Below are 17,585 nucleotides of genomic sequence, written 5' to 3'. Positions count from 1 at the left end.
TGCTTAACGCCTTCTGCCGTTGCTGCGGCGTGCGGCGGGTTTGCCGGATTGGGGCATGCCGACCACGGTGGTGTGCAGGCCGGTTACGCGGCGCTGCCAGGCGGCTTTCACTTCTTCGGCGCTCAGGCGGGAAATGGCTGCCGGATAGCGGCTGAGGTAGTCGTCGGGCAGGTTGTAGAGGCCGATGAGTTTCAGGTAGCCCAACAGTTCGGCATTGGTGTCGAAGCGCAGGGGGAAGCTGCCCACGAGATTAGCTTTGGCCTGTGCCAGTTCGGCTTCGGTGGGGCCGTTGGCGGCGAACTCCTGCAACACTTTCTGCGTGTCGGCCAGGGCGGCGGCGGCACGGGATTTCTCGGTGGCGAAGGAGATGGTGAGCGGGCCTTGGGCGCGCAGGGGGGTGAGGCGGGAAGAGGCGCCGTAGGTGTAGCCGTGTTGGTCGCGCAATACTTTCATCAGCCGGCTGTCGAAACTGCCGCCGCCGAGGATGTAGTTGCCCACGGCCAAGGCGTAGTAGTCGGGATCGTTCGGGGTGAGGAGGGGCATGCCCAATACGATGTGCGCCTGGGTGCCGCTATGAGGCAGGGTTTGGGTTTGCACCGCGCCATGGGTGGCTTCGGGCAGGGGCGGCAAGGCTTGGCCGGTGGGCAAGTCACCGGTGAGTTTGCTCACGATTGCTTCGGCCTGGCTGCGGCTGACATCGCCCACAATCGCCACCACGGCGTTGCGGCGGGTGAAATATTGCTGATGGAAGCGATGCAGGTCGGCAGGGGTGATGCGGCGGATGGTTTGCTCGCTGGTGCGGGCGGAATAGCCGTAGGGATGGGTGGGGTACACCTGCCGGGTGTTGGCCACGGAAGCGAGGAAATCGGGTTGGGTGCGGTTTTGTTTGAGGGTTTCCACCGCACGGTCTTGCTCGCGTTTGAGTACGGCGGGATCGAAACGGGGCTCAACCAATACGTCGCGCATCAGGCCGAGGGCAGGGTTGAGGATATCCGGCTTGGAGAGGCTGCGCAGTCGCACGCCGGAGGTGTCGGTGGTGTTGTAGCTGGAAAGGCTTACAGCCAAATCGGCCACGCGCTGGAGCAGGGCTTCTTCGCCCAGGCTTTTAGTGCCGGTGTCGGCCAAGCCGGCGGCGAAATCGGCCACGCCGATTTTGTTGGCGCTGTCGCGGCTGCTGCCGGCATCGAAGGCTACATCGATATCGACAATCGGGTTTTCATGCCGCTCCACCAGCAGCACTTTGGTGCCCTCGGCGGTTTGCCAGCGCTGAATGGGGATATTCTCGGCCAACGCGGCAGCGGGCAGCAGGCAGGCCAGCAGCAGGGTGCGGAACAGGGGTTTCATGGGGATTCACTCCTAAATTTGGATACGGTTTGGGCTGCGCTGAAGCGGGCGCTTTCAGGTAGCCTGTTAATTTAGAACCGGAAGGCTACCTGAAAAATATTCCTACGTTTTCAGGTAGCCTTTGCCGCTTACTTGGATTCGGGATACAGCACCACGGTGGTGTGTTTCTGCGCCAAAAGCCAGCGGGCGGCCTCGCGCACTTCTTCGGCGCTCACGGCCAAGCGGCGGCGGCGGATTTCGTCTTCATCCGTGTAGGAGAAGCCGGCCGATTCCAGCGAGCCGATGTTGGTGGCCTGGGTTTCCATCGAATCTTTGCCAAACTCGCGCGCGGCCAAGCTGCGGTTGCGCACGCGTGCCAATTCGTCTTCGCTTACGCCGTGTTCGGCAATCTGGCGTACTTCATTCAAAAACGCTGCCGTGAGCTGCTCGGGCTTCACATTCGGCGCGGGCGTGCCGCTAAACAGCAGCACATCCGGCGAGCGGGTGAGCATATCGTAGCCCAGCGAGGCTTCCACAGCGACTTTGCGGCCGCGCACCAGATTGCGCTCGATGCGGGCAGACATGCTGCCGTCGAGCACATCGGCCAACATATTCAGCGCATAGGGCAGTTTGTCGTCCACTTTGCGCAGGGCGGGCACCTGAATGGCCAAACCCACCACCGGCGAGCTTACCGGCGCGGTGGAACGGGCGGAACGGTTGGCCGTTTGCGGCGGCTCGGTTAAATCGTTGCGCGCGGGCAGCGGATGGTCGGGCAGGCTGCCGAACAGTTTTTCCGCGTTATCCAGCACTTCGCCCGCCTTCACGTCGCCCACAATCACCAGCGTGGCGTTGTGCGGCGCATACCAGGCGCGGTACCACTGGCGCAAATCTTCCGGCTTGAGCGTGTGCAAATCCGCCTCATAGCCGATAACCGGCGCACGGTTTTCCGGCTTGGCATAGGCATTCAGATTAATCTGTTCCCACATTTTGCCGTCTGGGTCATTATCCGTGGTGAGGCGGCGCTCTTCGCGGATCACCTTCATTTCGTTTTCAAAATCGGCATCGCTGAAATTCAGGTTCACCATGCGGTCGGCCTCCAGCTCCAGCACTTGCGGCAGGCTGGCCACGGCAAATTCTTGGTGATACACGGTTTCGTTGCGTGAAGTGAAGGCATTGTCGCTGCCGCCCAGTGCGGAAATGCGGCGGCTGAATTCGCCGGCGGGCACAGTGGGCGTGCCTTTAAACATCATGTGCTCCAAGGCGTGGCTCAGGCCGGTTTTGCCTGCGTGCTCGTCGGCACTACCCACCTTAAACCACAGCTGCGTAACCGCCACCGGCGCACGGTGGTCTTCGCGCACAATCACTTTCATACCATTGGCCAGCACGCGCGACTGAGTTTCTGCCGCCGCCGGCACCACAGAAGCCGCCAACACAACGGCCACAAGCAATGAACGGAACATAAGTTTTCCTAAAAACGGGAAGAGGCTGCATGATACCGAAATTTTCGGCAAAGGGCACTTGGAGCGATCTGCATAAAGATAGAGGCTACCTGAAACTTTCAGGTAGCCTCTGCCGTTATCGCGTCAGATTACTGCGCAGCCGGAGCCGTGCTCGGCAACTGGCCGATAAAGTTGATGAAGCGCAGCGGCCGGCGGCTGGTGTTTTTCAGCGCATGCGACTGACCGGGGCGGGCGATGGTGATGTCACCAGCAGACACAGGCACTTCCTTGCCATCTGTACCCATAAACGTGCCGCGGCCTTCCACAATCAGGTACACGTCTTCATTGTTGGTGTGCTTGTGCAGGCCGATAGACGCACCCGGCGGCAGCGTGAGCCAGCCGATTTCGCGGATAGCGTCTTGCTCGCCGGTTTGGTGGCGGGTGTAGGCAAAACGTCCCAGCAGCCTGCCTTCGCCGCCGCCGGCTTTTTCGCGGTTCCACTGCTGCAAGTTGGACATTCTGTACACCTGCACGCTACGGTCTACCGGCGTTTTGCTCGGTTCGTTCGTGCCCTGCACACCATGCGCCCAAGTGCCGGCGCTGGCAAACAGAGCGGAAGCGACAACGGACAACATCACTTTTTTCATTGGGTATCTCCTGTGGTTGGAATGAAGAGGAAACAAAGGATTTGGTGCAGAATAGGTGGTGGAACGGGAGTGGTCAAGATAGCTCATAAATGGAAACCGGTTTATTTGCTGTTTGTTTGATGTATGCTAAAAATTATGTTTACCAATGCTGCTTGAAAACTTGCCGAAGTACTTTTCAGGTAGCCTTTCGCCTTCACACTTGGTGCAGCAACACCTGCAACACAAACTTGCTGCCCACAGAAATGCTCAGCAGCACAAAACCCGCCAGCATGCTTTGAAACATCAGCTTTTCCAGGCCCAACAGCGGTGGCAAAACGACATCAGCGGCGAAATGCGGTGACTGCGCAGGCGGCGGTTCAGCAGCAAAACCAACGGCGCAAGCAACGCGGCAATATCGAACAGGCCGTACGATAACACCGATGTGCCCACGTGTAGAGAAAGGGCATATTGCCCACCGCATAATCCGCGCCCAGCGCCGGCCACTGCGCGGCAGCCGGCATGGAAAGCGCGGCAAAAGGGTAGAGCAGTTGCAAACCCTTCAGCGAATAAAAGAAACTGCCGCGCCAACACAACAGCAGCATCAACCAGGTAACCAGACACAGGGCATAGCCGATGCCGTTGGGGAAGCGGCTGAGTAGCAGCGGCTGACACACTACCGCCGCGTGCACGGGCAGCTGCGCCACCAGCAACAGCAGCTCACCTTTGAGCGGGCATGGCTGCCGGGCATCCTGCTTCCCGAACCACTAGGCAAACACGCCCATGCCGCCGTAGAGCAACGCAAGCAAAATAAACAATCCGGCCATGCTTCTTTATAGTGTAAAATACTACGATTTTAGCAAACTTTGCGGCCTGTCAGGGGCTGTCTGAAAGCGATGTTTTGGTGAAGCTGAAGTTGGATTTCTCAAAACCGAAAAGCTTGGAAAGGCTACCTGAAAAACCCAGCTTCAACAAAGTTTAAAAAAGCTGTTATCCCTATCCTGAATAAACCATCCATTTGTCGGCCGGGTGAGACTACCCTAAAACAAGACAAGCCAACGCAGCATCTTGGCGGCTTCACCCGGCATAAGGAACAATATGTTAGATAATCTATCCGGCCGCCTCAGCCAGTGGGCCAAAAAAATGCGCGGCCAAGCGCGCCTCTCCGAAGACAACATCAAAGAAGCCCTGCGCGAAGTGCGCATGGCGCTGTTGGAAGCCGACGTGGCGTTGCTGGTGGTGAAAGACTTTATGGCCAATGTGAAAGAACGCGCCGTTGGCCACGAAGTGATCGGCAGCCTCACGCCTGGCCAGGCCTTTATCGGCGTGGTAAACCAGGCGCTTACCGAGCTGATGGGCACGCAAAACAGCAGCCTCAATCTGGCCGCCGTGCCGCCTGCCGTGGTGCTGATGGCCGGCTTGCAGGGGGCGGGTAAAACCACCACCGCCGGCAAGCTCGCCCGCCTGCTCAAAGAAGAGCAGCGCAAGAAAGTGCTGCTGGTGTCGGCCGACGTATACCGCCCTGCCGCCATCGAGCAGTTGCGCCTCCTGGCCGAGCAAGTGGGCGCGGATTTTTTCCCATCCGACGTTTCCCAACAACCCGTGGCCATTGCCCAAGCCGCGCTTGATTACGCCAAAAAGCATTTCTACGACGTGCTGATGGTCGATACCGCCGGCCGATTGGCAGTGGACGAAGTCATGATGGCCGAAATCAAGGCCCTGCATGAAGCCGTGAATCCGGTGGAAACCCTGTTTGTGGTGGATGCCATGCTCGGCCAAGATGCCGTAAACACCGCCCAGGCCTTCAACGAAGCCCTGCCGCTCACCGGCGTTATCCTCACCAAAATGGATGGCGACGCACGCGGCGGCGCGGCACTTTCCGTGCGCCACGTTACCGGCAAACCGATTAAATTCATCGGTACCGGCGAAAAAATCGGCGGCCTCGAGCCCTTCCACCCCGACCGCATCGCCGGCCGCATTCTCGGCATGGGCGACGTGCTTTCCCTGATTGAAGATGTGCAAAAAGGCATCGATCAGGAAGTGGCCGAGCGCATGGCCAAAAAGTTGCATAAAGGCAAAGGCTTCGACCTGAACGATTTCAAAGCCCAAATCCAGCAGATGCGCAATATGGGCGGCATCGAATCGCTCATGTCCAAACTGCCTAGCGAAATGGGGCAGCTTTCCGCACAAATCCCGGAAGGTACGGCGGAAAAAGCCATGAGCAAAGTGGAAGCCATCATCAATTCCATGACCCCGAAAGAGCGCGCCAATCCGGCCCTGCTCAAAGCCAGCCGCAAACGCCGCATCGCCGCCGGTGCCGGCACCACCGTGCAGGAAGTGAACAAAATGCTCAAGCAGTTCGAGCAGTCGCAAAAAATGATGAAAATGTTCGGCGGCAAGGGCATGGGCAAACTCATGCGCATGGCGCAAGGCATGAAAGGCATGTTCCCCGGGCATTAAAATCAGCCTAGCGCAAAATAAAATACCGAAAGACTACCTGAAACTGATGTTTCAGCTTAGCTAAACGAACGTGGGGAATTTTTACAAAGCTAAAATTCCCGTCAAACCATATAACCGCCGCCCCTCCAATGCAAAACTTAAGGCTATGATGCCGCCTCAAAGCTGCTGCGCGCGGCATGCCATCCCTTTTCACCAAAGGAATTTCAAATGACTAGTCTCACCCTCCGCCTCGGTACTGCCGCCGTCCTGTGCGCCGCCGCGCTGGCCGCGCCCGCCGCCGCTGCCGAAACCGCCTTTCCCAAAAACGCCGAGCTGCACTACATCGGCCCCTACGGCGTGCCCGCCGTGATGACCTTCAACCAAAACGGCGGCCGCTACAACGTAAACGCCGACATCAACGTGCCGCTCTACAAAATGCGCTTTTCCTCCAACGGCAGCATCAGCGGCAACCGCCTGCAGCCCGCCCGCTACAGCGACACCCGCAAAGGTCGCGCCTATGCCGGCGCCACCTTCGACTACGGCAGCAAAACCATCACCTACGGCAAAACCGGCCAAACCGAAAGCCAGCCCATCAGCGGCCCCACTTTCGACCTCTTCACCCTGGCCTGGCAGCTCGCGCTCAACAACGGCCAACTGCCTGCCAACCTGCACATTACCAATGGCAAACGTGTTTATCCCGTTCGCGGCATGACCCGCCTGCCTTCCGCCCGCTACAATATCAACGGTGCCAGCATTGTGGTAAACCGCTTCCGCGTGCAACGCGGCGACGACACCATCGAATATTCCTTCGCCCCCGATTTCGCCAACATCCCCGCCCTCATCAAATACACCGACGACGGAAAAACCTACGAGCTCAAACTGCGCAGCGGCAAAATCGACGGCGCGCCCCTGCAGCCGCCCAAGTAAGCAGCAAACGCAGGCGACCTGAAATGCCAAACCAAACAGACAAGCCGCCCCGCAGCCTGTCTGTTTCTTATCTGCCCATTTTCAGGTAGCCTTACCCCTTCCCAGGCTACCTGAAACCACCACGCCAAAATGACTCCTGCCCAACTCCTCCACACTTCCACCCTGCTCGGCCAAGTGCTCAGCTTCGAGCAGCCTGCCGACGCTCTCGTTTCCGCCTATTTCCGCAGCCACAAAAAACTCGGTCGCCAAGACCGGCACGAAATCGCCGAAACCGTGTTCGCCGCCCTGCGCCATTTGCAGAAAATCCAAAGCGTGCTGCCCGAGCCCGTACGCCAATCCCGCCGCGCCGCGCTGGTCGCCCTGGTATTGGGTCGCGGCATCAGCATTTCCGCCCTGGCCGATTGCGCCAATGCCGAAGAGACTGAGTTTCTAGGTTACCTGAAAGCCAAAAAAACCAAGTTTGCCGAGCAGCTGAACACCGCCGCCGAACTGCCCGAGTGGCTCATTGCCCAACTGCACGCCCAAGGCTGGAGCGACGAACACATCCTCGCCTTCGGCCGCAGCACCGCCACTCCTGCCCCGCTCGATTTGCGCGTGAACACCCTCCAAGCCAAACGCGACAAAGTGCTCGCCCAACTGCAAGATGAAGGCATCCGCTGCGAAGCCACGCCTTATTCGCCGTGGGGCATTCGCCTGCACGACAAATCCGCCCTCATGCGCCACCCGCTATTTTTGGAAGGCACCATTGAAGTGCAAGACGAAGGCAGCCAGCTGCTCGCACGCCTCACCGGCGCGCGGCGCGGCGAAATTATTGTCGATTTCTGCGCCGGCGCAGGCGGTAAAACCCTCGCCTTGGGCGCCGCCATGAACAACAGCGGCCGTCTCTACGCCTTCGATGTGGCCGAAAAGCGCCTGGCCAAACTCAAGCCACGCATGGTGCGTGCCGGCCTCACCAACATCAGCCCGCAGCGCATCGGCAGCGAAACCGACCAGCGCCTCGAACGCCTCATCGGCAAAGCCGACCGCGTGCTGGTGGACGCCCCCTGCTCCGGCCTGGGCACCCTGCGCCGCAATCCCGATTTGAAATACCGCCAATCGCCCGAACGCATCGCCGAATTGGCAAAGCAACAGGCCGCCATCCTCGAAGCCGCCGCCCGCCTGGTGCGCCCCAGCGGCCGTTTGGTGTATGCCACCTGCAGCGTGCTTGCGGCTGAAAATGAACACCAAGCTGAACGCTTCAGTGCCGCTCATCCCGATTGGCAGCTGGCAAACGCCACCGGACTCCTGCCCGATTGCCCCGAACTGTTTTCAGGTAGCCCCTATCTGCAACTCGCTACGGCCACCCATCACACCGATGGTTTCTTTGCCGCCGTATGGATATGCCCCGAATAGTTGTCAGATCGGTTATAGTGCATCAACTTCGCTTCTGCTTCTTGTATCGAAAGCAGATTTAATCCGCTATAATGACTGCTGTTTCGCATCTGCATTTTTATCCATATTTGATCCATAAGAAGAAACACTATGAGCATCCAAGAAGAAATCAGACAATTCATAAACAGCAACCGCATAGTGCTGTTTATGAAAGGCACCAAACAATTCCCGCAATGCGGCTTCTCCTCCCGCGCCGTGCAAATCCTGCAATCCGCAGGCTGCAATGATTTCGTTACGGTAAACGTATTGGAAAACCCCGAAATCCGCCAAGGCATCAAAGAATACGCCAACTGGCCCACCATCCCGCAGCTGTATGTAAACGGCGAATTCGTGGGTGGCTCCGACATTTTGATGGAAATGTATGAAGCCGGCGAATTACAGGATTTGCTGAAAGCCGAAGCCTGATTTACCATAACGAAACTGAGCCGGTTTGGCGCGTATCTGTGCCAAACCGGCAATTTATTTCTGGCATAAGAAACCGAAATACCCTTATAATCAGCCCCGAAATAAATTTTAACAACCTTCACAAAGGAAACATCATGGCAGCACGTGAGACTTTAGACCAACTCCTGGAACAGAAGAAAACCTTGGAAGACCGAATCCAACGCCGTTTGGTTTCCGAGCGTAAAAAGAAAGTTAATCAAATTCTGGCCATTATGCGAGACTTTGAAATCAGCATTGCCGATATTGAAGCAGGCCTGAAAGAAAAACAAAGCCGCCCGCAATACCGCAATCCGAAAACTGGCGCAGTGTGGGGCGGCGTGGGTAAACGGCCGAAATGGATTGTAGAAGCCCAAGAAAAAGGCATCGACATCAAGAAATTCTTGGTATAACCGTTGCCTACAATAAAAAAGGCTACCTGAAAACTCAAAATCTGTGTTTTCAGGTAGCCTTTTCCATGCTGGGCGGCAGGGAAATGTGCCAATTGGAAAAGCATTTTGAGATTACCATTATGAATTGATATAAGCCGATTTCGGCAGATGCAAAATATCCATTTTATTAACGATAACGGAAGCTTTGTTTTTTGTTCCTGCCACAGGATCAATCTACACGCCGCCCTATTATTTTAACTTCATTGACGCTCACGTTTTCAAGTAGCCTCTACCAATTATATTCCTCCATAAGGATAGCCCATATGGAACAGTTAAACACTCTGTTTCTGATTATGGTCTTGTTTCTGTTTGTCAGTGTGGTGACCACCCGTATATCGGAGCGACTCGGTATGCCTCTGCTGTTGGTTTTCCTCGTTGTGGGCATGCTGGCGGGCGAATAATCCGCGCCGCTGAGAAACTGTTGGGCGCAGCTGCTTTCCGGTTTGGTGAAGAATTTAGCGGATGTACTTTCTTCGATGATGTTTCCTTGACCCATAAAGATAATCTGGTCGGCTACTTTGGCGGCGAATTCCATTTCGTGGGTAACGATGAGCATGCTCATGCCCTCGCGTGCCAGCTCCCACAGCGCGCGCAATGGCGATGCGCTGCTTCTGCCCGCCGGAAAGCTCGCGCGGGAAGGTGGTTTTGCGGTTGAGCAGGCCCACGCGGGCGAGCAGGATGTTGTCGATCACGTTCATGTGGGCAAAAAATTCATAGCTCTGAAACACCATGCCCACTTTCTGGCGGGCGATTTTCCCACGGCACGTTTTTGCCGAATTCGCCCACGCCTTCCATTTCGATGTTGCCGCCCGCCCTGATGCGGCTCCAGGCCGTTGATGCAGCGCAGCAGGGAGCTTTTGCCGCTGCCCGATAGGCCCAAAATCACCACCTCGCCCTTCTCTAGGCTAAAATCCAAGTCCTGCAACACTACGGTGTCACCGTAGCCTTTGCGCAGGTGACGCACGTTTAGCAAAGCCATATCAGCTCTCCTAATTTCTTTTCCAAATAGCCTGTCAGCAACGAAAGCGGCCGGCAGCACAAGAAATACAATATGAAAATCAGGCCATACACCCAAAACGAAGCGTTCGGCATGGTAAGTAGGGAATTCTCGATAATCTGTTGCCTCACCTCCACCACTTCCACCACGCCGGTCAAGGCTGCCAGCGAGCTGGTTTTCACCATACGCGTGAATAGGCTGATTGCGCCTGGCAGTGCCCGCTGCACACTCTGTGGCAACTCGATATACCAAAACACCTACCACCGGTTCAGCTCCAGCGCCTTGGCCGATTCCACCTGATGCTTTTCAATCGATTCCAGCGCGCCGCGCACCAAATCGCCCATCTCGCCGGTGCCCCAAACCACAAACACCCAAATGCATACCCACACACTGTTCAAATGGATATCCGTCTAGGCCGATAGCCCGAAATACAGTACAAACAACTACATCAGAATCGGCACGATCCGCACCACTTCCAAATACAGTGCACCCACAAACCACGCCAGCGGATGATGCACCCGCATCAGCAGCCCGAACAGCGTGTCCAACACACAGGGAAGCGTTATCGAAATCAACGAAATCTTTACCGTGAGCCACAAGCCTTGCGCCAAGCGCGCCGCATTATGGCCGGCAAACAGCCACTCAAGCACCATATTTCTCCTCCTCCGGCCTTTTTTCTACATCGCTAAAAGGAGGTACTAATGTAGATTTAAGAAGCACAAGTGGGGAGACTACCTAACAATATTAAGAAGAGCAGGTAGAATAAAATGTTGGCGTAGTAGCGCTGCTGTTTTACTATTGCATTGTGGTTTACGCTTTCAGTGAGGCACAAATATCGGGCATAAATGCTCAAGTTACGGCAGCATACAATATTAAGAGGCTACCTGAAATTTTCAGGTAGCCTCTCCCTACACCTTGTCTGCCGCGCCGCCTGTTTTATCTTCCAGCGCCTCCGGCTCTTTGCTGCCGGCTTGCTTCACCAGCTGCGCATCGAGCCGTTTGCCGGCTTTCACGCCCATTTGGCGCAGTTTTTCCACGCGGCCGACCAGGTTGCCGCGGCCGCTGTGGAGCTGTTTGTGGGCTGCTTGGTAGCTTTCTTGCGCCTGCTGGAGGTTTTTGCCTACTTTTTCTAGGGTTTCCACAAAGCCGACGAATTTGTCGTAGAGTTTGCCGCCTTCGCTGGCAATCTGCAGAGCGTGGCGGTTTTGGTATTCGTGCCGCCAGATGTTGGCCACGGTGCGCAGGGTGGCCAGAAGCGTGCTGGGGCCGACCAGGATGATGCGTTGGTCGAAACAGGTTTGGAAGAGCTCGGGGTCTTGCTGCAGGGCGAGCAGGTAGGCGGGCTCCACGGGTACGAACATGAAGACGAAATCGAGCGATACCAGGCCTTGGATTTCATCGTAGCGTTTGGCGGCGAGCTCTTTGATGTGCTGGTGTACCGAGGCGAGGTGGGCGGCGAGCTCGGCTTCGGCGGCTTCGGGGCTTTCGGCGCGGGTGTAGCGCACGTAGGCGGTGAGCGATACTTTGGAATCGACGATGATTTGTTTGTTGTCGGGCAGGTTGATGAGCACGTCGGGCTGGAGGTAGCGGCTTTCGCCGTCGCTGTCGGTTTGGCGGCCGCCGCTTTGCACGAAGTATTCGCGCCCTTTCACCAGGCCGGAGTTTTCCAGCACTTTTTCCAGAATCATCTCGCCCCAGTTGCCCTGGCTTTTGTTGCGGCTGCCGGTGAGGGCTTGGGTGAGGGCTTGGGCGTCTTGGTGCAGCCGAGCGTTGAGCTGTTGTAGGCGTTTGAGCTCGTTTTCCAACGTGAGCCGCTCTTTGGCTTCTTTTTCGTAGGTGTTTTGCACGAGCTGGCTGAAGCCTTGCAGTTTTTCGCTCAATGGATTGAGCAGTTGGTCGAGCTCTTGGCGGTTTTGCTCGGAAAAACGGCGGCTTTTTTCTTCGAGGATTTGGTTGGCGAGGTTTTGGAATTGTTCGCCTAGGTTTTGGCGGGCTTGGTTGAGCAGGGCGATTTGTTCGGCGTGGGCTTGCTGCTGCTGTTCGATTTGGGTTTGCACGCGTTCGTGCTGCAGGCGGCTGGCGGCCAGCTCTTGGCGGGTGGTTTCGTAGCGCTGTTGGAGCTGCTGCTGCTGCTCGGCGGCTTCAGCCAGTTGGCTGTTGAGGTGTTGCACGGATTTTTCGGCGGTGGCGGCACGGGTTTGCCAGTTTTGGCTTGCTTCCTGTTCGGCAGCGAGCTGCTGTTTGGCGGCGGCCAGCTCTTGCTGCTGTTGCTGCCGGCGCTCGGCGGCTTCGGCCAAGCTGCGGTCGAGGTGTTGCTTGGATTGTTCGGCGGCCACGGCTCGGGTTTGCCAGCTTTGGGCTTCTTCCTGTTCGGCGGCAGATTGCTGCTTGGCTACGGCGAGCTCACGCAACAGCTGCTGCTGCCGTTCGGCCGCCTCGGCTAGGCGGTTGGTGAAATGTTGCACCGATTGCTCGGCGGTGGCGGCACGGGTTTGGTAATCCTGTGCGGCTTGGCGGGCGGCGGAAAGCTGCTGCTGGCTGTCGGCCAGGCTTTGGGCAGTGTGGCCGAGGTGCTGTTCGCTTTGCTGCCAGGCTTGCTGTTGCAGGGCGAGCTGGTGTTGCAGGCGGTCGGCTTCCTGTTGGTGGCGGTGTTGCGCGGCTTGGTTGCGGGCGTTTTGCCACAGCCAGACGATGAGTGCGCAGAGTAGGACGGCGGCAAAGCAGGCGGCAAGCAGGACGGGGAGGGTGAAGGTCATAAAAGGCTACCTGAAAACGGTGTTTGGGCGCTAAAGCGTGAGCTTCAACGAAGTGTAAATGGGGGAGGGGCGGCGGTTTAATCCGCTATCGAAATCCGCACGATTTTATGCTCCTGCGGGTTACCGTGCCAATAATTGCGGTATAGCTCCAGGCAGTCGGCAATATCGGCAAACAGTTTGGGCTGGCGTTGCCTGAGGTCGGCCAGGCCGCAAAAGGCGATGTGGATTTCGCGTTGCGGCAGCCAGCCCAAGTCGCGCATACAGTCGTTGAGCGAATCGAGGCCGCCGCTGAAACAGGCGGGCAGTTCGAAGGCTTCTTGCATGCGCTGCATCAGGCTGTGCGGGGTTTTGATGTGGGATAAATCTACGCTGACGGCGAGGGCATCCGGGCTGAGTAGGGTTTGGTGGATAAAGCGGCTCATGTGAGAGGCTACCTGAAAACATGAAGTGAAAACGTATTCTACCGCTTTAGTGGCGCAGAATGCGCCAAGTCATCGCTTTCAGGTAGCCTTCTCGCTTTTCGGGTAGAATACCGCCGTTTTGTCGGCCTTTTTTCATAGGAAACCACATGTCTGCCCTGCTTGCCCTTTCCCCGCTCGACGGCCGCTATGCCGCCGCCGTTGAAGCCCTGCGCCCCGTTTTTTCCGAATACGGCTTGATCCGCGCCCGCGTGCGCGTGGAGCTGGAATGGCTCAAATCGCTGGCTGCCGCGCCCGAAATTAGCGAAGTGCCGCCCTTTTCCGCCGCCACTTTGGCCGAAATCGATGCCGTGATTGCCGGCTTTTCGCCTGAGCACGCTGCCGAAGTGAAAGCCATCGAAGCCACCACCAACCACGACGTGAAAGCCGTGGAATACTGGCTCAAGCAGCGTTTCGAAAGGCTACCTGAAATCCAAAAGGCAAACGAATTCATCCACTTTGCCTGCACCAGCGAAGACATCAACAATCTCTCCCACGCCCTGATGCTGCGCGAAGCCCGCGATAGCGTGCTGCTGCCCAAGCTGGCCGAAATCGCCGCCAAACTGCGCCAAATGGCGCACAGCCTGGCCGCCCAACCCATGATGAGCCGTACCCACGGCCAGCCCGCCACCCCCACCACCCTGGGCAAAGAAATCGCCAACGTGCTCGCCCGTTTGCAGCGCCAAGCCGCCCAGCTGGAAAAACAGGAGTTTTTGGGCAAAATCAACGGTGCCGTGGGCAACTACAACGCCCATCTCTCCGCCTACCCCGATATGGATTGGGAAGCGTATTGCCGCCGCTTTGTCGAACAGTCGCTCGGGCTCACCTTCAACCCCTACACCATCCAAATCGAGCCGCACGACTACATGGCCGAGTTCTTCCAAACCCTCAGCCGCATCAACACCATTCTCATCGATTTCAACCGCGACGTGTGGGGCTACATTTCGCTCGGCTATTTCAAACAAAAAGTGAAGGCTGGCGAAGTCGGTTCCTCCACCATGCCGCACAAAGTGAACCCCATCGACTTTGAAAACTCCGAAGGCAACCTCGGCACCGCCAACGCCATCCTCGGCTTCATGGCCGAGAAACTGCCCGTATCCCGCTGGCAGCGCGACCTGACCGACAGCACCGTACTGCGCAACATGGGCGTGGGCGCCGGCTACACCCTGCTCGGCTGGGCCGCCCACCTGCGCGGCCTGAACAAACTCGAAGCCAACTCCACCGCCATGCAGGCCGACCTCGATGCCACCTGGGAGCTCCTAGCCGAGCCCATCCAAACCGTGATGCGCTGCCACGCTGTGCCGCGGGCCTACGAACAACTCAAAGCCCTCACCCGCGGCCAAGACGGCATCACGCCCGCCACCCTCCAATCCTTCATCCGCGGCCTCGACATCCCCGAAGAAGCCAAAGCACGCCTGCTCGCGCTCACTCCCGCGCTGTATGTGGGCAAGGCGGAAGAGCTGGCCAAGCGGATTTAAGGCCGCCTGCTGGCATTCAACAAAAGGCTACCTGAAAGTTTCAGGTAGCCTTTTATCCTTGCCGTGCAGCCGATTAGGGGCTGCGAACAGGTTTCTAGTAGGCCGAATATTGACTCGCCGGCAGCACGCGGGTGACGCCGTTAGCACCTTGCAGCACGCGCACGCGCTGGCCGGGCTGGAATTGGATGTCGTCTTTCTGCACCACGGAAATCGCATCGCGCGAGCCTTCGAACTGAACTACGATTTCATAGCCGCGTTAGCTGTCGAGCCCGCGGGTGAGCGACTGGGTGCCCAAACCGCCCACCACCGCGCCCAAAATCGCGCTCACTGCCTCGCCCCGGCCTTTGCCGAAATTGCTGCCGCCGATGCCGCCCAGCAGCGAACCGGCGGTGGTGAGCAGCGCGTTGTCTTCGCCGCGGATGGTGGTGGGCGTTACCGACAGCACTTCGCCGTAATATACCCGGGCGGTATTTTGCGCTTGGGAAGTGGTATATTGCAGGGCGGAGCTGTTGGCGCAGCCGCCCAGGTTCAGCAGCAGGGCGGCGGATACGGCAGCGGCAAGCATACGTGAAGCAGACATGGCGTTTCCTGAAAGTATGATTAAACAAAATTATATAGTGGATAACATTATAGTGGGTTAAATTTAAACTAGTGCAGCGTTGGCTCGTCTTGTTGTACTACTTGTACTATCTGTGGCTTGCCGCCTCGCTCTGATTTTTGCTGAACCACTATATTTTTCGATATGGAGGAATGCCTGCTTTCCCTGTCGTATGAGGCTACCTGGAATCCGCGTGTTTTGAGTTCGGCTTTGAATAATTGTTCCAGCCACTGGCGTTTTACTCTGTCGCGGAATTTTTCACGCCCGCTTTCAGCTTGCCATGTATTCCACGCGGCTGATGTTGGCCAAAGGGCGGTATTCCGAGTTGATGCTGGGATAGCTGATGCTGGCGGAAACGGAATGTGTGCCGAGCACTTGGCTGTTGTCGTCCCGCAATTAATAGCTGCGGAAACCGTGCAGCACACCGATGAGGCGTATACTGCTTCCAGTATACGGGAAACAGGCCGATGGCGTTGTTGCTGCCACCCACACAGGCCATGGCCACGTTGGGTTGCCGCCCAATCGCTTCCTGCATCTGTGCTTTGACTTCGGTGTCATGTCGTCCATGCGGGTGGTTCATTCTAGCATGGCTTCGTTCATCGTGTCTTTGAGCGTACGGCTGCCACTATTTCACGCTTTCCAAAGCCCGTTTTCTCGCTGCGCCCCATTCCGAAGCCGCAATCCCTGCCGCCACCAAGATTAAGGCCGTGAGCACATAGCCGCCCAGCCGTTCGTCTGGAAAGGCCGCCGCGCCCACCAGCGCGCCGAACACTGGCAGCAGGTTCATCGTGAGCGCCGCCCGCCCCGCGCCAATCGCAATCACGCTTTCCATATAAAACAGCTTGGACAAAATCGCAATAAACACAGCAATATAAAGCAGCAACAACCAAGCCTGCCACGGCGGCAGCCGGAAGCCCCTCTCCACCCCTTCCCACACATAAAACGGCGCACTCGCCACCACCGCCGCTACGCACATCGCCCACAGCAGGCTTGCCCAATGCACCTTCGGCGCAGTGCGCAACGCCAGCGAATAGCCCGCATAAATCAAAGAAGTAGCCAATGCCAGCGCATCCCCTTGCGCCAAACCCGTTTCCAGCAGCGCGGCCGGATTGCCCCGGCCCACCACCCACACCACGCCCATAAACGACAGCCCCACCCCCAGCCATTGCAGCCCATGCGCCCGCGTGCGCCAAAACAGCACCTCCGCGAGCAACACCATTACCGGAATCAGCGCCGTGATAATCGACACATTCACCACCGCCGCTCCGCGCGCAAACGCGCTGTAGAGCACAATATTAAACAGCGCAAACCCGCTGCCGCCCACCAACAACAGCCACAACGCACGCGGCTTGAGCACAGGCAAATCCTCCCGAATCCGCATGCGGAACAACCACGAAAGCAGCAAAGCCGCCAGCACCCAGCGCCAAAACGTAAACTCATAAGGCGAAAGCCAAGCTTTGCCTAGCTTGCCCGCCACATTGCTCGTGGCCCAAAACGCCGGTGCCAAAAACAGCATCACATAAGGGTGCGGCAGGCCGTTTGCCTGCCAAATACGGAAACGCATGGTTTAATCCTCTTGCAACAGCCTGCCGCCGCTAACGGAAGGCTACCTGAAAACTATACCAATCCAGCCATCTCGAAAAACGCCCGATATGCTGCTGCCTTTTTCTGCAAGCTCAGCGGATATGCCCGCGAGGTGGAAGGCAGGCGGGTGAGGGTGAGATGCCGATTGGCTAAAGTGAAGGGCAGCGTTTCGCCGGTTTTCGGCATTTTCGGCGCATCGGGCAGCAGGGAGAGCAGCACTTCGGTGGCCTTGCCGCCGGTGGCGCATATATGGCGGCAGCACGGCAGCTGGGCGAGCACGGCGGGCAAATCCACGGTTTTCACCACGCGTAGGAATTTGTCGGAGGCATTGTCTTGCTCGCGCACGGCCTTGAGCACGGTGGGGCAGGAAGCGATACCGCGCTCGCGTAGGAAGGCTTTGATTTTTTCCGCATCAAATGCCTTTTCGCCTATTTTTTGGAAGTGCGCGGCATCGTTGAAGAACACGAGCCCGTACACGCGCCACATATCATTGATGAAATTGGGATAGTGAAACAACATGGCGTGCTTTTCCGCCTTGGGCGGGAAGGTGCCCATCATCATCACGGTGGCTTCGGGCGGCAGTAGGGCGGGGAAGGGGTGGCTTTCGATTTCGGGCATGGCGGCAGTGCAATAATTTGGAGGGTTTCATTATAAAGCGAA

17 protein-coding genes and 3 pseudogenes are annotated in these 17,585 nt (G+C 57.5%); 8 read left to right on the top strand and 12 right to left on the bottom strand.

Annotated features, from left to right (window positions below):
- Positions 1-3 precede the first annotated feature (3 nt).
- The 4 genes from A7P99_RS04240 to A7P99_RS04225 form a co-directional block, all read right to left on the bottom strand.
- Positions 4-1,344: a pitrilysin family protein gene (locus A7P99_RS04240; RefSeq protein ID WP_067448868.1), complete on the bottom strand. Its 1,341-nt coding sequence runs from the start codon at positions 1,342-1,344 to the stop codon at positions 4-6.
- A 128-nt stretch (positions 1,345-1,472) separates the two neighbouring features.
- Positions 1,473-2,783, bottom strand: a complete 1,311-nt coding sequence (locus A7P99_RS04235; protein ID WP_067448870.1) for a pitrilysin family protein — start codon at positions 2,781-2,783, stop codon at positions 1,473-1,475.
- A 128-nt stretch (positions 2,784-2,911) separates the two neighbouring features.
- The gene (locus A7P99_RS04230; RefSeq protein WP_067448872.1) at positions 2,912-3,409 is read right to left on the bottom strand and encodes a cupin domain-containing protein; all 498 of its coding nucleotides are present in this window, start codon (positions 3,407-3,409) and stop codon (positions 2,912-2,914) included.
- A 356-nt stretch (positions 3,410-3,765) separates the two neighbouring features.
- Positions 3,766-4,062, bottom strand: coding sequence for a hypothetical protein (locus tag A7P99_RS04225; RefSeq protein WP_156499688.1), 297 nt, complete (start codon positions 4,060-4,062; stop codon positions 3,766-3,768).
- A gap of 9 nt (positions 4,063-4,071) precedes the next feature.
- On the opposite strand from A7P99_RS04225, the gene A7P99_RS09985 reads away from it, so the two are divergent.
- The 7 genes from A7P99_RS09985 to A7P99_RS10220 all read left to right on the top strand — a co-directional run bounded on the left by A7P99_RS09985 (position 4,072) and on the right by A7P99_RS10220 (position 9,455).
- Positions 4,072-4,224: a hypothetical protein gene (locus tag A7P99_RS09985; RefSeq protein WP_156499686.1), complete on the top strand. Its 153-nt coding sequence runs from the start codon at positions 4,072-4,074 to the stop codon at positions 4,222-4,224.
- Between the two features lie 259 nt (positions 4,225-4,483).
- Positions 4,484-5,845 (top strand): signal recognition particle protein, encoded by a 1,362-nt coding sequence (ffh, locus tag A7P99_RS04220; RefSeq protein ID WP_067448875.1) that lies wholly within the window; start codon positions 4,484-4,486, stop codon positions 5,843-5,845.
- 207 nt (positions 5,846-6,052) lie between these two features.
- Entirely contained in the window at positions 6,053-6,751 is a 699-nt protein-coding gene (locus A7P99_RS04215) for a DUF3108 domain-containing protein (RefSeq protein WP_067528000.1), read from the top strand.
- A 129-nt stretch (positions 6,752-6,880) separates the two neighbouring features.
- On the top strand, positions 6,881-8,143 hold the full coding sequence (locus A7P99_RS04210; RefSeq protein WP_067528002.1) for an RsmB/NOP family class I SAM-dependent RNA methyltransferase: 1,263 nt from the start codon (positions 6,881-6,883) through the stop codon (positions 8,141-8,143).
- 129 nt (positions 8,144-8,272) lie between these two features.
- On the top strand, positions 8,273-8,587 hold the full coding sequence (gene grxD / locus A7P99_RS04205; RefSeq protein ID WP_067528004.1) for a Grx4 family monothiol glutaredoxin: 315 nt from the start codon (positions 8,273-8,275) through the stop codon (positions 8,585-8,587).
- A 134-nt stretch (positions 8,588-8,721) separates the two neighbouring features.
- A complete protein-coding gene (locus A7P99_RS04200; protein ID WP_067439840.1) occupies positions 8,722-9,015 on the top strand; it encodes an H-NS family nucleoid-associated regulatory protein in 294 nt (97 codons plus the stop codon).
- 302 nt (positions 9,016-9,317) lie between these two features.
- Positions 9,318-9,455, top strand: a complete 138-nt coding sequence (locus tag A7P99_RS10220) for a hypothetical protein (RefSeq protein ID WP_197474760.1) — start codon at positions 9,318-9,320, stop codon at positions 9,453-9,455.
- Between the two features lie 54 nt (positions 9,456-9,509).
- On the opposite strand, the pseudogene A7P99_RS10665 reads toward A7P99_RS10220, so the two are convergent.
- From A7P99_RS10665 to A7P99_RS04175, 4 genes and pseudogenes are all read right to left on the bottom strand, one after another.
- Positions 9,510-10,033: pseudogene (locus A7P99_RS10665) on the bottom strand (ATP-binding cassette domain-containing protein).
- Positions 10,021-10,704 (bottom strand): annotated as a pseudogene (locus A7P99_RS04185) (amino acid ABC transporter permease). The pseudogenes A7P99_RS10665 and A7P99_RS04185 overlap by 13 nt, the downstream one beginning before the upstream one ends.
- 255 nt (positions 10,705-10,959) lie before the next feature.
- Complete coding sequence (gene rmuC / locus A7P99_RS04180) at positions 10,960-12,807, bottom strand: DNA recombination protein RmuC (protein ID WP_067448887.1); 1,848 nt, start codon at positions 12,805-12,807, stop codon at positions 10,960-10,962.
- A 77-nt stretch (positions 12,808-12,884) separates the two neighbouring features.
- On the bottom strand, positions 12,885-13,229 hold the full coding sequence (locus A7P99_RS04175) for a barstar family protein (RefSeq protein WP_067686609.1): 345 nt from the start codon (positions 13,227-13,229) through the stop codon (positions 12,885-12,887).
- Between the two features lie 146 nt (positions 13,230-13,375).
- On the opposite strand from A7P99_RS04175, the gene purB reads away from it, so the two are divergent.
- Positions 13,376-14,743: an adenylosuccinate lyase gene (gene purB, locus A7P99_RS04170; protein WP_067528010.1), complete on the top strand. Its 1,368-nt coding sequence runs from the start codon at positions 13,376-13,378 to the stop codon at positions 14,741-14,743.
- A 256-nt stretch (positions 14,744-14,999) separates the two neighbouring features.
- Here purB and A7P99_RS04165 read toward each other — a convergent pair whose 3' ends face one another.
- The 4 genes and pseudogenes from A7P99_RS04165 to A7P99_RS04155 all read right to left on the bottom strand — a co-directional run bounded on the left by A7P99_RS04165 (position 15,000) and on the right by A7P99_RS04155 (position 17,543).
- Entirely contained in the window at positions 15,000-15,323 is a 324-nt protein-coding gene (locus tag A7P99_RS04165; protein ID WP_231863714.1) for a hypothetical protein, read from the bottom strand.
- 300 nt (positions 15,324-15,623) lie between these two features.
- Positions 15,624-15,971: pseudogene (locus A7P99_RS10420) on the bottom strand (tryptophan synthase subunit beta); the annotation flags it as partial.
- The gene (locus A7P99_RS04160) at positions 15,967-16,905 is read right to left on the bottom strand and encodes a DMT family transporter (protein WP_067448893.1); all 939 of its coding nucleotides are present in this window, start codon (positions 16,903-16,905) and stop codon (positions 15,967-15,969) included. The gene A7P99_RS04160 and the pseudogene A7P99_RS10420, both read right to left, overlap by 5 nt.
- A gap of 53 nt (positions 16,906-16,958) precedes the next feature.
- Entirely contained in the window at positions 16,959-17,543 is a 585-nt protein-coding gene (locus A7P99_RS04155) for a uracil-DNA glycosylase family protein (protein ID WP_067528012.1), read from the bottom strand.
- Between the last annotated feature and the right edge of the window lie 42 nt (positions 17,544-17,585).

It is taken from the genome of Eikenella sp. NML120348 (assembly GCF_001648435.1).
GTDB classification, from domain to species: domain Bacteria; phylum Pseudomonadota; class Gammaproteobacteria; order Burkholderiales; family Neisseriaceae; genus Eikenella; species Eikenella exigua.
The sequence above is the reverse complement of the archived record's forward strand: the minus strand, read 5'-3'. Positions and strand labels throughout refer to the sequence as shown.